Origin of the sequence: Desulfosporosinus meridiei DSM 13257 (assembly GCF_000231385.2) — a bacterium.
In the GTDB taxonomy this organism is placed as follows: Bacteria; Bacillota; Desulfitobacteriia; order Desulfitobacteriales; family Desulfitobacteriaceae; genus Desulfosporosinus; species Desulfosporosinus meridiei.
The window spans coordinates 2,019,692-2,039,762 of record NC_018515.1; the positions used below are offsets into that span (position 1 = coordinate 2,019,692).

Here is a 20,071-nt window from a genome sequence, read left to right on the forward strand (position 1 = left end):
TTGTGCACAATCATGATTGGAAGTCACTAAATTGCAAGTTAAAGCAAAGGAAGGAAGGTCATCAGGCTAAATCACTCAGGTAAAATTAAATAGCTGGAGGGTTTTGACATGGCAGAAGAATTGGATGGCAACAAAGAATTACTCAAAGTCTTTGGATATCTTGTAATTGTTGGCTTAGGCTGGATTTTACCTGCTCCGGAACCAATTACTCCCATAGGAGTTAAAGTGTTTTTTGTTTTTCTGGCAGTGGTTTACGGCTGGACGGTAACCGGCCAGGTCTGGCCCAGCTTGCTGAGCTGTATAATGTTCCCGCTGACGGGTGTGGTTACAATGAAGGAATTTATCGCCATGGGCTGGGGCTCGGATGCTTTCTATTTCATGGTACTGGCCTTTGTTTTAATCAAGTTTCTGGAACAAGTGGGGGTAAGCCAATTCCTGGCTGCCTGGCTGATGAGCCGCAAGTTTATCCAGGGACATCCCTGGCGCTTGATTTTCATGATTATGCTGACAGCTTATGTTATATGCAGTTTAGTTAACATCTTTATTGGCATTTTCTTAGTTTGGGAAATTGTCTACAACATTACCAAGATTGTTAAGCTAAAACCTATGGATAAATTCCCAACCTTGATGGTCTTTGGGGTCGCTATGATGGGAGCTCTCAGCCTTTCGGCCATGCCCTGGGGCAGCAATGCCATTGTCAACTTGGCAGTTTACGCCAATTTGGCGGGCGAACCCGGCAACATGATCCGCTATATTATTTATACAGTACCGGTGGGTATCCTATCGATATTTGCTTATCTTGTCCTCTGTAAATATGTTTTCGGGCTGGATATAACTCCTCTCAAAGAAATAACCGGGGCCATGATTGACCCAAAAGATCTGGACATGACCAAGTCGAAAAAAATAGCCTTTCTCGCTCTAAGTGTCTTTATTGCTCTCTTACTTATCCCAAGTTTATTGCCTAAAGCCACGCTCATCTATCAGGTGCTCAATAATCTGGGGGTAGTCGGAGTTATTGTCTTCGTCTTTGCCGCTCTGTCCCTGATCAAGGTTGACGGTGAGAATATATTTGATTTTGCTGCTCTCGCCAGGGGGGGAGTACCCTGGAACATGGTGGTTATGACTGTGATTATTTTAGCCATCGGTGGTTGTTTAATGAACCCGGCTACGGGGATCAACGCTTATCTTCAGCAGAATCTGACCCCGCTGCTCACCAGTTTGTCCCCCTTTGTGTTCGTTATTGCTATCACAATAATCACCTTTGTCCTGACCAACTTCATGATTAACATGGTGGTTGTGGCGCTGCTTTTGCCCGTAGTGATCAATATGTCCTCAGTGCTGGGCATCCATCCGGAACAAATCTCTTACCTGATTATGGTGGTTAGTACTAATGCCATCTTAACCCCTGTCGCCTCAGCCGCTTCGGTGATCTTGTTCCCGAATACTAAGTGGATCCGAACCAAGGATATTTATCAGTACGGTGTGATCACGGCTATGGTCATCACAGTCATCGCCTTTGCCGTCAGCTACCTCTTCATGGGTATCTTCTATTAAACGATGCAATTCTGAAGCAGAAACTTGCTCATTATTCTCGATTAGGTGAAAGAATTCCCTTTCTCATAATCAGGAGATGAAGTTTAGTTAAAAATTAATTTTAAGGGAGGTTTTTTCAATGGGTCATCCATCAGTCCATCCAACAGGGGTTACAATTTATAATCCGGAAAAGTGTTTCAACGGTTATACTATTTTCCCGGCGAACGAGCATGGGGCAACCTTAATCGATATGAACGGCGGTGTAGTCAGCTTCTGGAAGGATCTCCAAGGCTTCCCCAGCAAGCTGTTAAAAGGCGGCTATGTCATGGGCAGTCTGGGAGAACGAACAATGTTATGTGGTTTCCAGGATCAGCTTGATTTGGTTCAAGTAGATTGGGACGGCAATATCGTCTGGAAATTTGACCGTTTAGAGTACATCGAAGATCCGGGCGAAGAGCCTCAATGGATGGCCAGACAGCATCACGATTATCAGAGGGAAGGCAATCCCGTCGGCTACTATGTACCGGGTATGGAATGCCAAACTGACAGCGGCAACACCTTGATTTTATGTCACCGCAACTTATACAATCACAAGATTACGGATAAAAAGCTCCACGATGATACGATTGTCGAAGTGGACTGGCAAGGAAATATTGTCTGGGAATGGGCCCTTAATGAGCATTTTGATGAACTTGGCTTTAATAATGCCGCTAAAAGCGCCTTATTCAGAGACCCGAACATGACAGCGGCCGGGGCAGACTGGATGCACGTCAACAGCATGAGCACTCTCGGTCCCAATAAATTCTACGATGCCGGGGACGAGCGCTTCCATCCGGATAACATCATCATTGACGGCCGGGAAACCAATATCATCGCCATTATTGCCAAAGAAACCGGTAAGATCGTCTGGAAACTCGGTCCTAATTATGATGAAAATGAACAAATCCGTAAGATCGGAGTGATCATCGGTCAGCACCACGCCCACATGATCCCTGCCGGTTTGCCTGGGGCAGGCAATATCCTGATCTTTGACAACGGCGGCTGGGCCGGCTATGACAACCCCAGCCAGATCACCGCCACAGGAAATAAAGCTGTGCGCAGGGATTATTCCCGGGTTTTAGAAATCGATCCTACAACCATGGAGATCGTCTGGCAGTTTTCCCCGGCGGAAATGGGGCATGGTATGCCTTTCCACGCCTCCCATTTCTACAGCCCCTTTATCAGCAGTGCCCAGAGGCTGCCTAACGGCAACACCCTGATTACGGAAGGTTCCGATGGCCGTTTAATTGAAGTTACCAGCGAGCATGAAGTCGTTTGGGAGTATATTTCTCCCTATTGGGGCTCAGAGGGGGGGATTCCTATCAATATGATCTACCGTGCCTACCGTTATCCTTATGATTATGTGCCCCAATTGGCAAAACCTGAAGAAGTAGCCATTGAGCGAATTGACAATAAGGACTACAGACTGCCGGGAGCCAAAGGTAAGGAACCCCAAAGAACCGTTGAAGTGGCGGGAACAAAGGGGTATGGAGAATCTGCCGGTTTCTGTGTGCAAAAAGAGTAGGGGCTCGCGAACCGTCCCTCTCTCTACCCAAGAGGCTTTTTCAGAGTTGTAGTAAAAGGTCGTTGCTGACGAACTGAATAAATCGTCAGCAACGGCCTCATTTTTTTATAGCTATACCGGCCTCCGAATACATTAATTTCATTTATAAGGAAAGTCGTCACCAATAAGGAATAGTATTTTTCACATATCAGCTATAACAAAACCTGTATTATGCCGGGCAGGGGTTTTGGAGCTAAAATAAAGGATAGAAGCACTGAAAGGGGTTTAATTATGTCTTTAAAGCAATTAAAAGCTACCGGTTTTGAAGAAGTTGTCTATCATAACGGCGAATCATGTCTGGTTATCTTCTCCAGGAAAGATTGTCACGTTTGTAAAGAAGTTGTTCCGGTCTTAGAACAGCTGCAGCCACAATATGAGAAAAAGTTCGGTTTTTATTATGTAGACGTTGAAGAAGATAAGGCCTTATTCCAACGGTTTTCTTTAAAAGGGGTACCCCAGATCCTCTACTTTAAGGGCGGTCAATACCAGGGAAAGCAAGCCGGTAAGGTTGAGGATGACCAAGTTGAAGAAAAAATAGCCGACATCCTGAAGTAAGGGGTCAGCGCTGAACCCAGGTAAGTACCCAGGGTAATTCTGATTTAAAAAAGGAATGTGAATCACATGGCAAACAGCTATGATTTAATAATCATTGGCGGCGGACCTGCCGGACTCTCTGCTGCCGTCTATGGCGGCAGGGCAAAACTCAAGACCTTGGTTATCGACAAGGGAGAGGTTGGCGGCTTAGTCAACACTACCCGGGAAATCGTCAATTATCCCGGCTACCCACAGATCAGCGGACCGGATCTCATGAAGGAGTTCAAGAAACATGCCGAAACCTTTGGGGTGGAATTTTTAAAAGGTGAGGTGGTCCGGACGGATTTTTCCCAGGCAGAGAAGAAAGTAGTGCTGAAAAAGGGCCGGGAGCTTTTCGGGAAAGCGGTGATCTTAGCCTGTGGCAGCGAGCCGAGGCTGCTGAATATTCCCGGGGAAAAACGGCTGCGGGGTATGGGCGTAGCCTATTGTGCCACCTGTGATGCGGAGTTCTTCGAAGGGGACGAGGTGGTGGTTGTGGGCAGCGGTGACCAGGCCATTGAAGAAGGCATGTTCATCGCCAAGTTCGCTCGTAAAGTAACGGTCATCGTTTTGCATGACGAGGGTATTCTTGACTGCAATAAAGTCAGTGCTGAACGGGCCTTTAATCACGAAAAAATGGCATTCATCTGGAATTCAACCGTCGAAGAAGTCCTGGGAGAAGAGAATGTTGAGGCAGTAAAAATCAGGAATTTGAAAACCGGTTTGACTTCAGAGCTTAGTTGTCAGGGCGTCTTTTTCTTTGTAGGAATGGTTCCCTCCACGGGCTATCTTCAAGACAGCGGTCTGGAGATGGATAAACGGGGGTATATCCCTGTTACAGAGCAAATGGAAACTAACTTGGCTGGGATTTATGCGGTGGGGGACAACCGGGTAAAATATCTCCGGCAAGTTGTCTCGGCTACCGGGGACGGGGCAACGGCGGCTGTTGCAGCCGAGCGGTATATCGAAGAACTGGATGCCTTTAACAGCAATGTGCTGCAAAGTGAGAAAAAAGTCCTGTTGCTATTCTTTAATGCTCAAGACAATGCCAGCCTGAGTTATCGCACAGTGTTAGAGGAAATAAACCGGAAAGACGGTCTGGACTGCAAAATCGTCAGCTTGGATACAGCAACGAAAAAAAATCTTGCTGAGAAATATGCGGTAAAGAATGTTCCCACAGTTCTGGTGCTGGATAAGGGGAGGGAAATCCACCGGCTTGAGGGCATGGAGGTCTTGACGTCCGCACACTGGAAAGTAATGGTGGGATAGTTTTAGCCTCTTTGAGACGGCGCGGTGTTGACCAGATGGTTCTGACGATTCTACGATCTTAGACAAAATAATGTTTGATGACTGTGTTATACTTAAAATTATAAAAAGGGTGGTGGGGGGTGGGCTGATGGATAATGAGAAGTTTCAAGAGTTAGTCTTAAAACATTTAGAAGACAACGCTAAACGTTTAGAGGGAATTAGTGAAAAGCTCGTTGAGCATGGTAGGCGCTTTGATGGCTATGATGAACGTTTTGATGGCTATGATAAACGTTTCGATAACCTTGAAACCTTGGGCAAACAGCATCACGATGAACTCGAAAAGGTCGCTTCTCAAGTGGAAAAATTAATTCGAAATGAAGACGAAATAACCGATTTCTTGCTCAAAAGACGTAGAAGGATATAGGCCAGCATTTATTATTTTTGTTCCCCCGACTAATTTTAGGGGGAACTTTTTTGTACTAATCAGCGGGAAGACAATGTCTGCAGGAAGAGTAATCCGTGTGCGAAAACAGTGTCTTCGTGTGAAACACCAGCCGGGTTTTCTGGAAGGAATGAATGTTATCATCGCCCTGAACCATACCCTGGAGGGGGGAAGGATATGGATAGAAATCGGCATCGAAGCTTTATGGAAAAGAAACTTTGGTGATGCCAAGTAGCATCACTGATTAACTGGAGCATCAGGGATTGCCTGCAAAATAACCTAAAGCGATGCAATAGAGCATCGCTTATTTTTATTGAGCTATAATTGTCTGAAAATCTCAATGAAAATGCCTCTTTTATTATCTGAATATTAAAAATATACTGGCATATGTTTTGCATTAAATCTAGATGAGCCCTCTAAAGGTCTAAAGGTCTAAAGCAACAGGCAGACTCGTAGCAGCAAGGTTGCAGTTGAAAATCCGCCAGCAGAGGGGATTTAAAGATCAGGACGAAAGGAAGGTAAGCCATGAAAATTAAAGACAGAGTTGCTCTGGTAACAGGCAGCGGTCAGGGATTAGGTAAAGCAATTGCTTTCGCCTTAGCCAATGAGGGGGCTAAACTGGCAATTAACGATCTCTCCCTGAATGAAGTAAAAGCCCGGGAGACCGTCTCAGAACTTCGTAAAATAGGAACAGAGGCTGAGGTTTTTCTGGCAGACGTGACTCAAGAAAGTGAAGTCAATAAGATGGTTGAGGAAATCCTGGCACGTTTCAGTCGTATCGATATCCTTGTTAACAATGCCGGTATTAATCGTGACGGTTTGATCCATAAAGGCAATTTACAGAATTGGAATGCGGTAATGAATGTAAATCTTACTGGGCCTTTCATCTGTACAAAAGCTGTATTGCCTGGTATGAGACAAAATAATTATGGCCGAATTGTCAATATCTCATCTCTTACGGCTAGACTAGGGGTCTCTGGGACAGGGTATTATGCGTCAACAAAATCGGGTTTAATCGGCTTAACTAAAGTTACAGCGGTTGAGAATATGGCCAAAGGAATTACCTGTAATGCCCTGGCCCCCGGTTATATTAAAACGGATATGATGATGAGATATCCTGAAGAACAACTTCAGGCACTCATTGCCAAGATTCCTGCCGGCCGTTTGGCAGAACCGGCTGAAATCGCCGATGTCGTGGTGTTTGTCGCGGCTGATTCTGCAGCCTACATGACAGGTGCGGTGATCGATATCAATGGAGGGTATTTTATTTAGAGATCATGCAAAAGCATATTTACAAAGTTGCTATTGGAGATGCAGAGATGGAAAAACTTATCGAAGGCTTAATCCAAAAAGATCGCATAGCTCTTAGTAAGCTAATCACGATGATCGAGAATGATAGCCCTAAATCCCTGGATATTATGAAGGCAATCTATCTCCTGACAGGTAAAGCATATGTTCTCGGGGTTACCGGTCCTCCCGGTGCCGGAAAAAGTACTTTAGTTGATAAGTTGATTCGTAATTTCAGAAGTAAAGATTATAGTGTCGGTGTGCTCTGTGTAGACCCCAGCAGTATTTTTAGCGGGGGAGCTTTTCTGGGTGATCGGGTGCGAATGGAGTGGGCTTATCAAGATGACGGTGTTTATTTGCGAAGTTTAGCCACCCGTGGTGCGCTGGGGGGGTTGGCTCCTAGGTTAAGTGAAATTATTAAACTGATGGATGCCTTTGGGCAAGAGGTTATCATCGTCGAAACCGTAGGAGTAGGTCAAATGGAAGCGGATATCATTCGTTATGCTGATACAAAAATTGTTGTATCTGTTCCGGGGTTGGGGGATCAAATGCAGGCCTTAAAAGCCGGGATCTTAGAAATTGCCGATGTATTAGTGGTCAATAAAGCTGATCTTCCAGGTGCTCGAGAGGTTGTTGATGACCTGCAAATGATGCTCTATTTGAGGAAAGACAGTGACTGGACTCCGGAAATTGTCTTGACGGAAGCCCTTAATGACCGAGGGATCTCAGACCTTGATGAAGCCATTCAAAGGCACAGAACATTTTTAGGTCAAGCGGGATTAAAAGAACGCCAGACCCGTCTGCAGCGTGAACATGCCTGCTATGGTGCTCTAGAAGAAAGATTGAAGATTTACTTGCGGGAAAGCTTTTTAGAAGTTGAGGAAGTTAAAAATATTTTAGTAAGAGTTCAAGAGGAGGGTTTAAATCCTTATCAGGCCGCGGATGAAATTCTGCAATTGTTTTTTACCAAGACACATGAGGAAGGTGACTAATTATGCAAATTGAGCAACAGCCAACAACCTTAGAGATACTTCAAGAGACTATGAAGAAAACTGAAAATTGTCAAGTCTATGACCCAACTTATCTGGCCAAAGTTCAAGAAGGGCTTAAGCAATGGAAAAAGGAAAGGGTTAAACCCCAGAATCTCGCCAATTGGGAAAATATTCCCCTAACAGTTCTGGGTTCTGAAATTCCCCGGGAAATGATCTATACGCCCTTAAATATTGCCGATACGGATTACTGTGATCAACTGGGAAATCCAGGCGAAGCTCCCTTTACTCGGGGAATTCATAGTAATATGTATCGCGGCCGTACCTTTACCCAACGTCAATTGGTGGGTTTTGGCGGTCCGGAGGACACGAACCTGCGCATAAAGTATTTGCTGAATCACGGAGCTACAGGAATTAATCTCCTTTTTGATATGCCAACGATTCAAATGTATGATTGTGACGACCCAATGGCCCAAGGTTCTGTCGGATCCTGCGGAGTCAGTGTCAACCATGTTCCTGACTGGGAATTGCTTTATGAAGGGATTGATCTTGCTAAAGAAACTTCTTCCATCGTTACCCACTACCCTTCCAATACTGCCTGTCTCTTTCCCATGTATTTGGTTATGGCCGAAAGAAGAGGGGTACCTTGGGATCAACTTAAAGGCAGTTCCCAAAATGATATGACCCTTGAAGAACTGGTTCGTAATTCTTCTGAATATATTCCACCTAAAGACTGTTTCCGGATTGAGTGTGACAATATTGAATTCATCCGCAAGAATGTGCCCAAATGGAATTTCATTACGCTTAATGGTTATAATTTCCGGGAATTTGGGACTTCCGGTGTCACAGAGATGGCTGTAGCAGCAACTCACGGGATGGCCATCCTGGATGAAATGATTCGTCGAGGTTACGAAGTGGATTGGGTCGCTGAGAGATTAGCCTTCTTCTGGTCCGGAGGGATGGATATCTTCGAGGAGGTCTCCAGACTGCGGGCCATGAGGAGACTTTGGTACAGAATCCTTAAGTATAAGTATAAGGCTAAGAAGGATCGGTCAACCTGGATGAGATGTCATCTTCAGACTTCCGGTATCAGCTTAGTAAGGGAAGAACCCTATAACAATGCTATTCGCTCGGCTTTTGAGGCGCTGGCTGCTGTTTTGGGCGGGGTTCAGTCTTTGCATGTCGATTCCTATGACGAGGCAATTTCGGTTCCTTCGGAGGAAGCATCCTTGCTTTCTTTACGGACCCAACAAATTATTGAACATGAAACAGGAGTTACCGCTGTTGTTGATCCCTTGGGTGGTTCTTATTACATTGAGGCTTTGACCAATCAGATGGAAGAGAAAATCTTAGCAGAGATTACCGAGATTGAGAACCAAGGGGGCTATGTGGAAGCTATTGCCAACGGTTATCTCAGCCGGAAAATATACAATTATATGTATAAAGAACAAATGCGGATTGAAAAAGGTGAAATTAAAATTGTCGGTCATAATTACCAAAAAAGTGGTGAAGGAAAAGATTTTGAAGCCTTCCATTATCCTGAGGAATGTGAGGCCAGACAATTACAACGCCTTGAGGATCACAGAACGACTAGAAATAGTGCCGAGGTTGAAAAAGCACTTAATGAATTACGAATAGCTTGCAGAGAGGGTAAGAACGTCATGGAATATACGGTGAATTGTGCTCGAGCAGGTTGTACGGTGGGTGAACAATGGAAGATTTTTAAAGAAGTTTTTGGGCTTTGGAAACGGCCGGGTGTATTTTAAAGGAAAGGGGTGGGCAACATTGGAAAATAGAAGAATTAAAGTTTTAATGTGTTGTCTCGGACCCGAGACACATAATCGCGGAATCATCGTCGTGAGTACTATTTTAAAAGAAGAAGGTATGGAAGTTGTCTATATGGGCAACACCACTGCAGAAAATGCCCTCAAAGCAGCCATGGAAGAAGACGTCCAAATTATTGGCGTCAGCTCACTATCAGGAGCTCATTTGCGTACAGGCAAACACCTTTTGGAATTAGCCAGAGAAAAAGGCCTTGATCAAAGTATGGCCTTTCTCATTGGCGGAGTCATTCCGCCCCAGGATGTTAAAATTCTTAAGGAAATGGGTTTTTATGATGTTTGCGTTAGCGGCACGAAAAGGGATGAATTAGTAACGGTGATAAAAAATGCCGCTAATATTTTATACTGATCCAGCCATTACAGATGTAAAGCAGTGTTTATATGAGCTTGGCGGGTGAAAAGGGAGGGGCTTTCATTTTTCAGGCTTTAATTTTTGACTCAATTGACGTGATTCATGGACAATTAACCTTCGGGCAGCGGACTTATTTACCATCTGTTTAGGTCAATTTATCTGGCCCATGCCGCTTGCTCCATATGCAAATTTTGCCTTAATTATAAGTTGTCCGTTGAATTGCTAGCTCCTGGAATGATAATTGCATTAGCAGTAATTGCAAAAGAAATTAATTTATCAAGAAGGGAAGAGCTAGAGTTATGAAAAAGTATAGCAGAGAACATCAATGGGTTGAGTCAAAGGGGGAGAAAGCTTATCTGGGGATAACAGAGTTTGCTGCCAAGCAACTAGGGGATATCGTCTTTGTAGAACTGCCGGCGATAAATGATCAATTTGCAGTTGGAGAAGTAATTGCAAGAGTTGAATCAGTCAAGTCTTCATCTGAAATATATTGTCCAGTGTCCGGAGAAGTATTGGCGATTAAGGAAGAACTGGAGGATGCTCCGGAAATGTTAAACGCTGACCCTGAGGGAGAGGTTTGGATTGCAGAAATACGGCTTGAAAACCCCAAGGAACTCGATGAATTGATGACCAAAGAAGAATATATAGCCGGCCTCTCCAACTAGCAAGCTCTAAGGGGCCCTGTGAGATAAGATCACAGGGCATTTTTAATGGACATATTTTTTGCCTTGGGTGAGATTGGGTATTATAATAATTAAGATTGTCGGATTTTACATTGGGGGAGACATCATGAAAGTTAAGCAAATAATGTTAGAGAATCCTCGGACTTTGCATTATAGTCAAACTATAAGGGATGCTTGTCATCTTTACAGGCAAACCAAGGTTAACTGTGCTCCGATTGTGAATGACCAGAATACCGTTGTGGGAATTCTAACAGTCTTTCGCTTACTTGAAGCAATTGAAGAGGGGGCAACGTTTGCCACCACTGTTGACCAGATAATGGAGAAACATTTACAAATAATTGATGAAAATACGGCTTTCCATGATATCCGGGAACAAACCATGGACCGCCTGCTGATTTATAACAACGAGCAGAAGCTTACTGGGGTATTAACTCGCATTGATCTAATAAATAAGGTACACGGGGCTCTGATGAACTCTGAGGACAGACTGGCTGAAGCCCATGAGATTAACAAGGAACTAAGAAGTGTTATTGAAGCATCTTATGATGGGATCATAGTTGTTGATAGTCAAGGCTCAGTGCAAATGGTCAATAAGAGCTTTTTCAGAGTACAAGGTTCTGACCACGACCCCATGGGAGGACCAATCGAGCAACTAACCATAGTATGCCGGGAATCTCTTATTCAGGTGTATCAGCGTGTTATGGCAGAGGGCAAGGTGATGTTTGAGCGGTATACTGGCAAACATTTAACTGAGTTAGTTATTACGGGAAGTCCTGTCTTTGATGAATTAGACGAGCTTGTTCGGGTAGTTATCAGTATTCGGGATTTAACCCAACTTAATCAATTAAAACTCCAGACTGAGCAATACTCTCATGAGCTGAAATCACTTAGGGTAAAAGAACAGAAAGATCTTATTTATCATAGTGCTGCTATGGAGCGTGTTGTCAACGAGGCTTTGCGAGTATCGGGAGTGGACTCCACCGTGCTGATTGTAGGCGAATCGGGAGTGGGGAAGGAAGTAATAGCTAAAACTATTCATCAAAATAGTCCCCGGGTAGAGGGGCCGTTTATACAAATAAACAGTGGAGCGATACCGGAAAATCTTCTGGAATCCGAGTTGTTCGGCTATGAGAGAGGATCCTTTACTGGGGCTAATAAAGAAGGCAAGCCTGGAATGATGGAACTGGCCAACGGGGGTACCTTGTTGTTGGATGAGGTTGGGGATATGCCCCTGAATCTTCAGGTGAAATTACTGCGGGCAATCCAAGAGCAGGAGATATACCGTATCGGCGGCCGTGTACCTATTAAGCTTAACATTCGCATTCTGTCAGCCACCAATAAAAATTTAGAGAAATTAGTTAAAGAAAGGAAATTTCGCGAAGATCTATTTTACCGTCTTAATGTTGTTTCCATTAAAGTTCCTGCGCTGCGGGAACGGAAAAGTGATATTTTACCCTTGGCTAAGCATTTCTTGAATAAGGTTAATGAACGGTATAAGATGCGAAAGTATTTTTCCTACGAGGTCTATAAATTCCTTGAAGAACATAATTGGCCCGGAAATATCAGAGAACTGGCTAATTTGGTGGAACGTCTGGTCATCATGTCCGAACAGGATACCATCTTCCCGGATCAGTTGCCCGAGGAGTTCTCGGTCAATCAGTCTTCAACTCCTCTCCGGGTAACGGTTGATCAGATTGTTCCGTTAAAAGAGGCCAGAGATATAGTGGAGACGGAGTTGATTATTAAGGCTTTAAAGGAATATAATAGCCTGCGTCGTGCCGGAGAGGTCTTAGGAGTAGCCCATTCTACGCTATTGAGGAAGGCTAGAGGATTAGGTATTTCTTACGCTGACTAAGAAGTGGTGCAAAAATGGAAAACGCGGTGCAAAAATAGAACGGGACGAAAAAGCCCTGTTGACTAGAGTGTTTTTCTCAAGTCATAGAGGAATGATTATTACGTGGTGCATTTAGACACCACGTTTTTTCTTGTTAAGCGCAAGGATAGTTTTCCAGTGCCTGCCTTCTAAAGCGTGCAGCCAGGGCAGCTGCCCATGCGGGCCAACTTTCCTGATAGGTCTTATATAAAAATTTTATAGCTTAGCTGATATGGCATGGTCCTTGCAATTGTAATCACAAGGACAAGGACATTGCGTGCTTAAAAAGGTGGTGAGAGTTAAAGACGAGGGTCGTGACAAAACTTAAATCGGCGGTCATCTGAATAGAGCTGCGAAGTAATTCATCAAAAGGAGAGATTAGTTATGTCGAAAGTAAACATTACCTGGGAAGGAAATATGAAATTTGTAGGGACAGATGAAGGTGGATTTAAGGTGCCTATGGATGCTTCCTCAATTTATGGCGGTAAAAATGAAGGTGTAAGGCCGATGGAACTAATGCTGATGTCCCTGGGCGGGTGCACAGGTATCGAGCTGGGTCACATTCTCAATAAAATGAGAGTCTGCTACGACCGCTTAGACATTGAAGTCAGCGGCAATAGAGCAGAAGAGCATCCCAAAGTGTTCAGCGATATTCAGGTTGTCTATCGGTTAAGTGGAGAGAATATCCCCGTAGAAAAGGTGAATAAAGCTCTGCAAATGGCCGAACAGGTCTATTGTTCAGCGTCGAATATGATTAAAAACGTTGCGGAAATTACCTATTCCATAGAAATTAACGGCACGATCCATCCCTACGAAGCTTAGTGCTATTCATTAGGGAATAAGATTCTTGATTAGGTAACATGAAGGAGGAGGGCTAATGAATTCATTCGGAGCTTGGATTGTAGGATTGTGGCTGACCTATACCGTTGTCCTTATAGTACTGAGCAGATATGCCAAAAAGAAAGCGGAATCCGGCGGCGGTGACAGCTTTTGGGTCGGAGGACGCAGCTTTAAACCCTGGATGGTCTTCGTATGCATTACGGGCTTATTTTCGGGATCGTCGTTCATTTCGGTTTTGGAATTATCCTATAAAGTAGGTATTTCGGCAGCTTGGTACGGTATAGCGGAAATGGTTCACGTCTTAATCATTGCGCTATTGTTAATTGCTAATTTGCGCAGACTGAAAATGGTGACGGTTTCCGGCTTAATCGGGGATAAATTCGGGCGTCTGGCCCTGGGTGTGAGCGGCGCGATTACTGCTTTTACCTTTCCCATGTGGTCCGTGGCAACCGCCCTTGCTTTTGCATCGGGCCTTCACGTTTATACCTCCTTATCCCTGCCTGTGTCTATCGCCATTACAAGTATAACCCTGCTGATTTTTCTGCAGTCAGGCGGAATGTGGTCCATTGTTGTGACTCAAACAGCGAATAGCTTAGCTTTCGCAGCCATGTTTATCGTGGGCGGTATTGCCTTCTTTATCGAACCGGGTTTTGACGGGTTAGTTCAATTAGCAGCCGTCAAACCCGCCATGTTTTCTGCAACCAATGCTGGTTTGCAGGTGATCATTGCCTGGTTTGCTACCTTTTTGATCAATGTGTTTGTAGCTCAGGCAGCTTTTCAGATGGCCTTATCCTGCCGTACTCCTGAGGAGGGCAGAAAAGGCTTGCTGATGGCTTTTGGGGCAAATGTTTTTTTCATTGTTTTCGGTGTATTATTTGGTTTGTCAGCTGCTATCGTGGTACCCGGCGGAGCCCGGGGGATGATTGCCATACCTCAATATTTGGCTCAAGTGCTGCCTGCCCCATTGGTAGGTGTGTTCTTTCTGGGAATTTGGGCTGCGGCCCTGGGCTGGGGTGCCCCTTGCCAGTTTTCCGGGGCCACAAGTCTTGGCCGTGACGTAATGGGTGCCATTAACCCGTCCTTAAGTGATCAACGCAAAGTCACTTACACCAAATATGCTTTGGCAGCCCTCACCGTTGAGATGATCTTATTAGGCCTCATGAGAAGTGAAAACGCTTCCTGGTGGAATGTACTGGCCTGGACTTTACGGAACGGATCGACCTTCGCCCCGGTACTTGTGGCCCTGGCATGGCCCTTGGCAACCCGGCGCGGGGCGATAGCTGCCCTGGTCGGAGGATTCATTTCTGGATTAACCTGGTATGCCTTGGGTGGTTGGGACCCGGTTAAGTTTTTCTATAATATACATCCGGTGTTTATTGGTATGACCTTTAATATCTTACTCATGGTACTGGTTTCCATGGCGGAGAAAGCCGGACAGTGGAAATTCAAATTTGATCAGTCCTCCGGCAGAAAGACTTTAGGGATTGTGTCAACAGCTGCCTTGGTTATATTTGTAATTACTGCGTTAACCCAATTTAACTGGCTCTTCCAGAAAGGCTTAATTGGCTTAAATCTCTTCTTGATTGTAACGGCAATCTTTGTGAATGTGATGGTCTTTATTGTTCCCATAAAATCAGAGACGGCCGCTGCCGAACAAGCAGCTTGAATTTCAAATAGAGAAACACCTTTGCACTCGGGAATTTGTGAGTAACTATGAATAATTTATTGTTTTAGGTGTCCCAGGGGTAAGCTGGCAATGGTTCAGGGCGTTGCCAGCTTAATTTTTTTAAAAAGATAGTTGTAGGATATAAAAGGAGGATCAAATTTTTATGCAAAATGAAAGGTTTGATGTTATTGTCATTGGCGGTGGACCCGGAGGATATACGGCCGCTGCCAAAGCCAGTGCTTTAGGTGGCAAGGTAGCGGTTGTGGAAAGAAGCGCTTTGGGGGGAACCTGCCTGAATCTGGGATGTATACCCACCAAAACCTTGCTGAAGTCCACTGAAGTACTGGAAAGCGTTAAAAAAGCCAAGGATTTTGGCGTGGATATCAGCGAAGCGACGGTGTCTCTGGAAAAGATCCTCAACCGGAAAGAGGGGATTATTAAACGTCTCAATACCGGTGTTGAATTTTTGATGAAGAGTAATAACATCACAATTATTCGGGGAGAAGGGAAAGTTACCGGAATCGATGAAGTAACGGTAACGACACCCTCCGAAGAAATTGTTCTGAAAACGCGAAACATTATTGTAGCCACCGGTTCACGGCCCGCTGCAATACCCGGCCTGGAGCCGGACGGACATTGGATTATGAACAGCGACCAGGCCTTAATGTTAGCAAGCATTCCCGAAAGACTCTTGATCATCGGCGGAGGGGCAATCGGTGTTGAATTCGCTAGCATCTACCAGAAACTTGGAGCGAAGGTTACCTTAGTTGAAGCAATGGACAGAATCTTACCCTTTTCGGACAGAGAGGTCAGCGATGCTTTAAAACAGTTAATGGCACGGGAGAAGATCGTTGTTTTAACGGAATCTAAGGTGGCCGGAATTCAAAAATCGGCAGAGGGTTTACTGGTTAAGGTAGAGACCCCTAAAGGATCTAAAGAGATTCAGACGGATAAAGTGTTGGTAGCAGTTGGCCGGTGTCCGGAATATGAAAATTTGGGTTTGCCGGAAATAGGCGTCACGGTGGAAAAGGGGAAGATCGCAGTTAATTCCAAGATGGAAACAAACATCCCCAACATTTATGCCATAGGGGACGTAATTGGGGGAATTTTGCTGGCCCATGTCGCATCCGCCGAAGGGACAGTGGCGGCAATAAATGCCATGGGCGGCCAAAAACACATGAATTATAGGGTTATACCCAGCTGTATTTATACCTCGCCGGAATTGGCCAGCGTAGGTCTTACGGAAGAAGAGGCTGTCAGCCGGGGCCTGAAGATTGTTGTCGGAAAGTCTCAATTCACAGGGAGCGGTAAAGCCCTGGCCATGGGAGAAAATAAAGGATTAGTTAAAATTGTTGCCGAGGCAGTGAGCGGCAAAATACTGGGCGTGCATATCCTTGGGCCCCAAGCAACAAGCCTGATCTCTGAGGCAGCATTGGCCATTAATTTGGGAGCTGTGGTTAACGATATTGCAGACACAATTCATGCCCACCCCTCACTTCCGGAAACTCTGTTGGAGGCAGCTGAAGAAGCAGTGAGATTAATTGAGAGCGGAAAAGAATGAGGCCTGGGAGGGAGCTATGGATAGATGTGGCCCGTGTCACTAAAGGAATGTATAAGTGATTTGTAAGTTTGTGCGAAGGCACCCTGCGTCGAAAACGTAGGGTGCTGATTTGGTTTTCTACTAGACGCTAAACTCAGCCCACAGCAAGCTGAAGAACCTGGGCCATTTTCGCTAAGTCTTGACTGGAAGCAGAGAATTGTTCTACAGAAGCACTTTGGTTCTTCAGTGGCCGCTGAAACCGTCTGGCTTTGGTCAAGATTTTGTTCGCTGAGTATGCTAAAGACCCACATTTTGAACGTATCTTTGAACACCGGATTCTGGGACCGTCCGGTGAGGGAGAAAGTGTTTAAGGAACTGAGTATTAAAGCAGAAACTCTTTTGTTTTGGAGTAGAGGAGATGCTCCATGTTTTTTCCGTTATAATGCTTTATAAAGGTTGTCTTTTTTTCAAAGCCTACTGATTCAGCAACAGCTATGGAAGGGGCGTTATTTGTTTTGATCTGAGCATAGACCTCAGGCAAACTTAATTCTCTAAAAGCATAATTTGTCAGTGCCCGGACACCCTCTAAAGCATAGCCGTAGTGCCAGTACCGGTGCTTGAGCATGTAACAAACTTCAAAAATACGTTGCTGATTGAATTCACAGCGATGGAGACCCATCTGGCCCACAAATGCCCCAGTTGTTTTCTCAATAGCAGCAAAATAGCCTGCGTTGTCTTGCCGGTAGTAGGATAATTGAGTTTGTATCCAATCATGAATTTGATCGTCAGTAAAGGTATGCTCCCAGGCGTACATGACCTTGGGGTCAGAGAGCATTTCTTTAAGGGAAGCAAAATCTTCGTGGGTTATTTGGCGAAACTTTAAGCGAGCGCTCTCTAGAATATATCCGGATGCGTCATGATTATTGGCTGTTTTCTTCATATTAAAGCCCTTTCGATAATTTTGTATGCGATATTTCCTTCTATAATATTATAAACACAAGACCTTTTCACCTACAGAAGGGCAAGTTTAACCAATGTATGTTTGCTGGTCCTTTGCAATATTGGCACTGTACGTAATGGGAGGACGGGGGTAAGCGGCCTGGCTTGTACCAAGAATCTTACGCGCGTAAGATTCTTGGTACAAGCCAAGGGGAAGGAGTTCGTGGAACTCAAATAATAATTATTTCAAGTTTACCTTTATACTTTCATAAATAGTCTCTCAGAGTATGACATATTTAAATGTCTAAGGGCATATAGGGTGCATGTGCGGAATGTCTGGGGTGGATTTTGCCTGATGGTTTGGAATCCCAGCTATTGGATCTTTAGCATAAAGTGCCCCCCATGGGGCATGTTTTAGGTATCAGTATTTTTAAAGGAGCCAATCATGTTTGTGGAAATTTTCGATAGTTTCAACGAAGTCCATAAGGCAGCTTTTATCTCAGCGTTGAATTTCTTGTTGGTAATTTTAGTGTCGTGGGGTTGTATGAAAGCACTTCGGAAAGGTGTTCAGACGAGGATTATTGCAATACCCTTTGGGCTGGCGCTTATTCCCATTTACAATCTTAGGGATGCTTGAGTTTTTCAAAGGTAATAGAGACTATTTTGGGTTAGTTATTCTAATCATTTCTCCAGCTTTGGTCTATTTTGGAACAGCTAGTAAGTTGGGAGATGTTCAAATACAAATCAAGAAGGAAAACAAAAGATTAGAGGCTAAGACTTCGAGAGAAAGGTTAATAAGGAATATCTTAATATACGGATTTTTAATTGCAGTTATGTTTCTATGCGCCCCGCTTCCTATGATTATACTGTAATACCATTAGTAGGATAATGTGCAGTAGGTAATAGAAAGATGCCCCATCAGACTAAGATGTAATAGAAGAATTATTTCGGGAAATCCTATATTGAGTTTATATGAACAAATAAGTCATTTTGGGATAGAATTTTGGGGTGGAGCTTTTGATCAAAGAAGAATTAACCTTTCGTATAGAAAGGTTTGAATGTAGCGAGAACGAAAAATATGCATTCTCCAAAGAGTTTATTCGTTCGTTAGGTTTGAGAGTAGAAAGTGGTGTCTGGAGTACGCTTAACTTAAGCTCACCAGTTTCAAATGATTTTATAACTAAATCGGAAGAACTAATCACAAATGGTATTGCAAAGCTTATAGGGATTTTAAAGCAAACAATAGTTGAAGACGAAGAAGATAAAGTAGAATGGTACAAGCTAATATCCAAGAATGAATTTTACTTTGAAAGTGTTAACGAAATTATAACTTGTAAGGCAGATAGGATACCACAGAATATTCATTTGGCTTCTGGGTTTTACTATAATCAATTTGTTTCCGAGGAATTCATAAAAACTGTTCAGGAATATGACTTAAAAGGACTGGAGTGGGTATGGATAAAAGACATAGGGCGGTATAAATCTAAACAGTGGTATCTCCCAGTTGCGATGGAAGCGATTGGGAGGGGGATTGATCATCCTTGGTGGGACCCAATTAATATTAGAGGGTCGCATATGCTTAGGCCGCAGCAATATAGACATGGGATTTGGGAGTTTTATAAAAAAGAGATGCACGAATTTATTAGGTTTGATAATAGCAATCAAAAAGGAGTATTAAGCTTATTTAACCCAAAGGAACTAGAAATTCGTTCTTACGAAAGATTCCTAAGTAAATTCATCCCTGATGCAGATTTTGCTTATATTTGGAGAGGAAAAGATCAAGGATGGGCAAGATGGAGAGGGCTCTACATAAGTAAAAAGGCAAAGGACATTTTATTAAAGCATAAACTAATTTCCCAGAGGGACATAGAGCCAATACAAATTTTAACAGAAGTTCCCGAAGGCTGTGACATTCTTGATGGGAAAGAAGATGTACCATTACCATTTTATAATTTACTTGAGTTACAAGAGATAAAACAGAAACTGGCAGTTGAATGGAACGAATATTCACTCAAATCTAAGCCTATTAAAGTAATTCAGATTATGGATTCTATTAAATTACTTCGTGTTTCAAAGAAAACAAGATCAGAAGATTTTAACAAGGCAATTACTAAATCTGAAATAGAAACCTTAAATGCACTAATACCAGGTTATTGGATTGATGTTTTAAAGGTTTCTAATGGTGGTTTCTTAAATTCTGAATGTACCTATGTAAATACTAGAGACTTAGTTGAATTTAATATCGAAACTCAAAAGTATTTAATGAATGTAAATGATGATTACCCCTTGACACATCTGCATTTTGCGCATTCGCCTGACGGTGATTGGTATTCATTTGATATTAGACAAACACCAATGCAAGATTGTATAGTCCACAGAATAAGTCATGAAACTTGCCATCCTATAGAAACTTGGGAATCTATTTCAGCGTTTTTAAACGATATGCTTACAGATTACGATATTGAATAAATCCCGTATGCCATGAAAGCGGAAGGGTGCTATAGGAACACACATAATTTGTATGAATGGACTTTCGTCAACTTCGCATTTTTCATAGGCAGTTATCCGAAGTTAGGTATAAAAAAATCAAGCTACATGGAGAGCTTGAGTATCTAAAAACCATATGCTAAGAGGATCAACGAACCTAACTTTGGATAACTAA

Annotated in this window: 18 protein-coding genes; 17 read left to right on the forward strand and 1 reads right to left on the reverse strand. The window is 43.7% G+C overall.

From position 1 onward, the window contains the following. Positions 1-108: 108 nt before the first annotated feature. The 15 genes from DESMER_RS09230 (at position 109) to lpdA (ending at position 16,491) form a co-directional block, all read left to right on the forward strand. Positions 109-1,554, forward strand: coding sequence for an SLC13 family permease (locus DESMER_RS09230; RefSeq protein ID WP_014902782.1), 1,446 nt, complete (start codon positions 109-111; stop codon positions 1,552-1,554). A 118-nt stretch (positions 1,555-1,672) separates the two neighbouring features. Beyond that, the gene (locus DESMER_RS09235) at positions 1,673-3,097 is read left to right on the forward strand and encodes an aryl-sulfate sulfotransferase (protein ID WP_014902783.1); all 1,425 of its coding nucleotides are present in this window, start codon (positions 1,673-1,675) and stop codon (positions 3,095-3,097) included. A gap of 270 nt (positions 3,098-3,367) precedes the next feature. After that, entirely contained in the window at positions 3,368-3,691 is a 324-nt protein-coding gene (locus DESMER_RS09240) for a thioredoxin family protein (protein WP_014902784.1), read from the forward strand. 66 nt (positions 3,692-3,757) lie between these two features. After that, a complete protein-coding gene (locus tag DESMER_RS09245; RefSeq protein WP_014902785.1) occupies positions 3,758-4,978 on the forward strand; it encodes an FAD-dependent oxidoreductase in 1,221 nt (406 codons plus the stop codon). A 127-nt stretch (positions 4,979-5,105) separates the two neighbouring features. Beyond that, positions 5,106-5,381 carry a hypothetical protein gene (locus DESMER_RS09250; RefSeq protein ID WP_014902786.1) on the forward strand — a complete coding sequence of 92 codons (276 nt, stop codon included), beginning with the start codon at positions 5,106-5,108 and terminating at the stop codon, positions 5,379-5,381. A 73-nt stretch (positions 5,382-5,454) separates the two neighbouring features. Then, positions 5,455-5,634 (forward strand): hypothetical protein, encoded by a 180-nt coding sequence (locus DESMER_RS09255; protein ID WP_014902787.1) that lies wholly within the window; start codon positions 5,455-5,457, stop codon positions 5,632-5,634. Between the two features lie 290 nt (positions 5,635-5,924). After that, complete coding sequence (locus DESMER_RS09260) at positions 5,925-6,671, forward strand: SDR family NAD(P)-dependent oxidoreductase (protein WP_014902788.1); 747 nt, start codon at positions 5,925-5,927, stop codon at positions 6,669-6,671. A 47-nt stretch (positions 6,672-6,718) separates the two neighbouring features. After that, positions 6,719-7,678, forward strand: a complete 960-nt coding sequence (gene meaB / locus DESMER_RS09265) for a methylmalonyl Co-A mutase-associated GTPase MeaB (protein ID WP_014902789.1) — start codon at positions 6,719-6,721, stop codon at positions 7,676-7,678. Positions 7,679-7,680: 2 nt separating this feature from the next. Continuing rightward, on the forward strand, positions 7,681-9,441 hold the full coding sequence (locus tag DESMER_RS09270; protein WP_014902790.1) for an acyl-CoA mutase large subunit family protein: 1,761 nt from the start codon (positions 7,681-7,683) through the stop codon (positions 9,439-9,441). Between the two features lie 19 nt (positions 9,442-9,460). Further along, positions 9,461-9,865 carry a cobalamin B12-binding domain-containing protein gene (locus DESMER_RS09275; RefSeq protein ID WP_242831075.1) on the forward strand — a complete coding sequence of 135 codons (405 nt, stop codon included), beginning with the start codon at positions 9,461-9,463 and terminating at the stop codon, positions 9,863-9,865. A 302-nt stretch (positions 9,866-10,167) separates the two neighbouring features. Then, a complete protein-coding gene (gene gcvH, locus DESMER_RS09280) occupies positions 10,168-10,533 on the forward strand; it encodes a glycine cleavage system protein GcvH (RefSeq protein WP_014902792.1) in 366 nt (121 codons plus the stop codon). A gap of 124 nt (positions 10,534-10,657) precedes the next feature. Further along, positions 10,658-12,406: a sigma 54-interacting transcriptional regulator gene (locus tag DESMER_RS09285; RefSeq protein WP_014902793.1), complete on the forward strand. Its 1,749-nt coding sequence runs from the start codon at positions 10,658-10,660 to the stop codon at positions 12,404-12,406. 402 nt (positions 12,407-12,808) lie between these two features. Beyond that, a complete protein-coding gene (locus tag DESMER_RS09290) occupies positions 12,809-13,246 on the forward strand; it encodes an OsmC family protein (RefSeq protein WP_014902794.1) in 438 nt (145 codons plus the stop codon). A gap of 55 nt (positions 13,247-13,301) precedes the next feature. Continuing rightward, positions 13,302-14,930: a sodium:solute symporter family protein gene (locus DESMER_RS09295; RefSeq protein WP_014902795.1), complete on the forward strand. Its 1,629-nt coding sequence runs from the start codon at positions 13,302-13,304 to the stop codon at positions 14,928-14,930. Positions 14,931-15,093: 163 nt separating this feature from the next. Continuing rightward, positions 15,094-16,491, forward strand: coding sequence for a dihydrolipoyl dehydrogenase (lpdA, locus tag DESMER_RS09300; protein ID WP_014902796.1), 1,398 nt, complete (start codon positions 15,094-15,096; stop codon positions 16,489-16,491). 361 nt (positions 16,492-16,852) lie between these two features. Here lpdA and DESMER_RS09305 read toward each other — a convergent pair whose 3' ends face one another. Then, positions 16,853-17,410 carry a GNAT family N-acetyltransferase gene (locus DESMER_RS09305; protein ID WP_014902797.1) on the reverse strand — a complete coding sequence of 186 codons (558 nt, stop codon included), beginning with the start codon at positions 17,408-17,410 and terminating at the stop codon, positions 16,853-16,855. A 444-nt stretch (positions 17,411-17,854) separates the two neighbouring features. Here DESMER_RS09305 and DESMER_RS09310 point away from each other — a divergent pair, with 444 nt between their 5' ends. Together DESMER_RS09310 and DESMER_RS09320 are read left to right on the forward strand one after the other, a co-directional pair. Next, entirely contained in the window at positions 17,855-18,046 is a 192-nt protein-coding gene (locus tag DESMER_RS09310) for a hypothetical protein (protein WP_014902798.1), read from the forward strand. A 380-nt stretch (positions 18,047-18,426) separates the two neighbouring features. Continuing rightward, positions 18,427-19,878: an SMI1/KNR4 family protein gene (locus DESMER_RS09320; RefSeq protein ID WP_014902799.1), complete on the forward strand. Its 1,452-nt coding sequence runs from the start codon at positions 18,427-18,429 to the stop codon at positions 19,876-19,878. Positions 19,879-20,071: the final 193 nt, after the last annotated feature.

Excerpts from the sequence above, each read along its gene's own strand:
- DESMER_RS09230 (WP_014902782.1), top strand. The coding sequence starts at position 109 with ATGGCAGAAGAATTGGATGGCAACAAAGAATTACTCAAAGTCTTTGGA.
- DESMER_RS09235 (WP_014902783.1), top strand. The coding sequence starts at position 1,673 with ATGGGTCATCCATCAGTCCATCCAACAGGGGTTACAATTTATAATCCG.
- DESMER_RS09240 (WP_014902784.1), top strand. The coding sequence starts at position 3,368 with ATGTCTTTAAAGCAATTAAAAGCTACCGGTTTTGAAGAAGTTGTCTAT.
- DESMER_RS09245 (WP_014902785.1), top strand. The coding sequence starts at position 3,758 with ATGGCAAACAGCTATGATTTAATAATCATTGGCGGCGGACCTGCCGGA.
- DESMER_RS09250 (WP_014902786.1), top strand. The coding sequence starts at position 5,106 with ATGGATAATGAGAAGTTTCAAGAGTTAGTCTTAAAACATTTAGAAGAC.
- DESMER_RS09255 (WP_014902787.1), top strand. The coding sequence starts at position 5,455 with ATGTCTGCAGGAAGAGTAATCCGTGTGCGAAAACAGTGTCTTCGTGTG.
- DESMER_RS09260 (WP_014902788.1), top strand. The coding sequence starts at position 5,925 with ATGAAAATTAAAGACAGAGTTGCTCTGGTAACAGGCAGCGGTCAGGGA.
- meaB (WP_014902789.1), top strand. The coding sequence starts at position 6,719 with ATGGAAAAACTTATCGAAGGCTTAATCCAAAAAGATCGCATAGCTCTT.
- DESMER_RS09270 (WP_014902790.1), top strand. The coding sequence starts at position 7,681 with ATGCAAATTGAGCAACAGCCAACAACCTTAGAGATACTTCAAGAGACT.
- gcvH (WP_014902792.1), top strand. The coding sequence starts at position 10,168 with ATGAAAAAGTATAGCAGAGAACATCAATGGGTTGAGTCAAAGGGGGAG.
- DESMER_RS09285 (WP_014902793.1), top strand. The coding sequence starts at position 10,658 with ATGAAAGTTAAGCAAATAATGTTAGAGAATCCTCGGACTTTGCATTAT.
- DESMER_RS09290 (WP_014902794.1), top strand. The coding sequence starts at position 12,809 with ATGTCGAAAGTAAACATTACCTGGGAAGGAAATATGAAATTTGTAGGG.
- DESMER_RS09295 (WP_014902795.1), top strand. The coding sequence starts at position 13,302 with ATGAATTCATTCGGAGCTTGGATTGTAGGATTGTGGCTGACCTATACC.
- lpdA (WP_014902796.1), top strand. The coding sequence starts at position 15,094 with ATGCAAAATGAAAGGTTTGATGTTATTGTCATTGGCGGTGGACCCGGA.
- DESMER_RS09305 (WP_014902797.1), bottom strand. The coding sequence starts at position 17,410 with ATGAAGAAAACAGCCAATAATCATGACGCATCCGGATATATTCTAGAG.
- DESMER_RS09310 (WP_014902798.1), top strand. The coding sequence starts at position 17,855 with ATGTTTGTGGAAATTTTCGATAGTTTCAACGAAGTCCATAAGGCAGCT.